The organism is Colwellia marinimaniae (genome assembly GCF_002207865.1).
Taxonomy (GTDB): domain Bacteria; phylum Pseudomonadota; class Gammaproteobacteria; order Enterobacterales; family Alteromonadaceae; genus Colwellia; species Colwellia marinimaniae.
This window is the reverse complement of the sequence record NZ_BDQM01000457.1, coordinates 1-244: the sequence shown is the minus strand read 5'-3', so window position 1 is coordinate 244 and position 244 is coordinate 1. Positions and strand designations below refer to the sequence as shown.

The following is a 244-nucleotide window of genomic DNA, read 5'->3' as shown; positions in this document are numbered from 1 at the left end:
GTTCATCGATATCTGGGTTTTAAAGTTTTTCATATTCGGGTCACTGTACAAGTAACGTTGGCAAAAGTCGTCATACTGCTGCATATTTTCAACCGTCACCAATAACACAAAATCCACTTCTCCGGTGACTTGATAACATTCTCTGACCTCGGGGGCCAAGCGGATATGTTTAATAAAGCCATCTTGCTGTAACTGGCGCAAAATGGCTTTATCAATCCGATCGAGAAACATAATTAACTTAACC

Annotated in this window: 1 protein-coding gene; it reads right to left on the bottom strand. The window is 40.6% G+C overall.

Annotated elements, in window-relative coordinates:
• Positions 1-231 (bottom strand): Lrp/AsnC ligand binding domain-containing protein (locus tag MTCD1_RS20050; protein WP_235013418.1); only part of this gene is annotated, 231 nt, incomplete at its 3' end.
• Between the last annotated feature and the right edge of the window lie 13 nt (positions 232-244).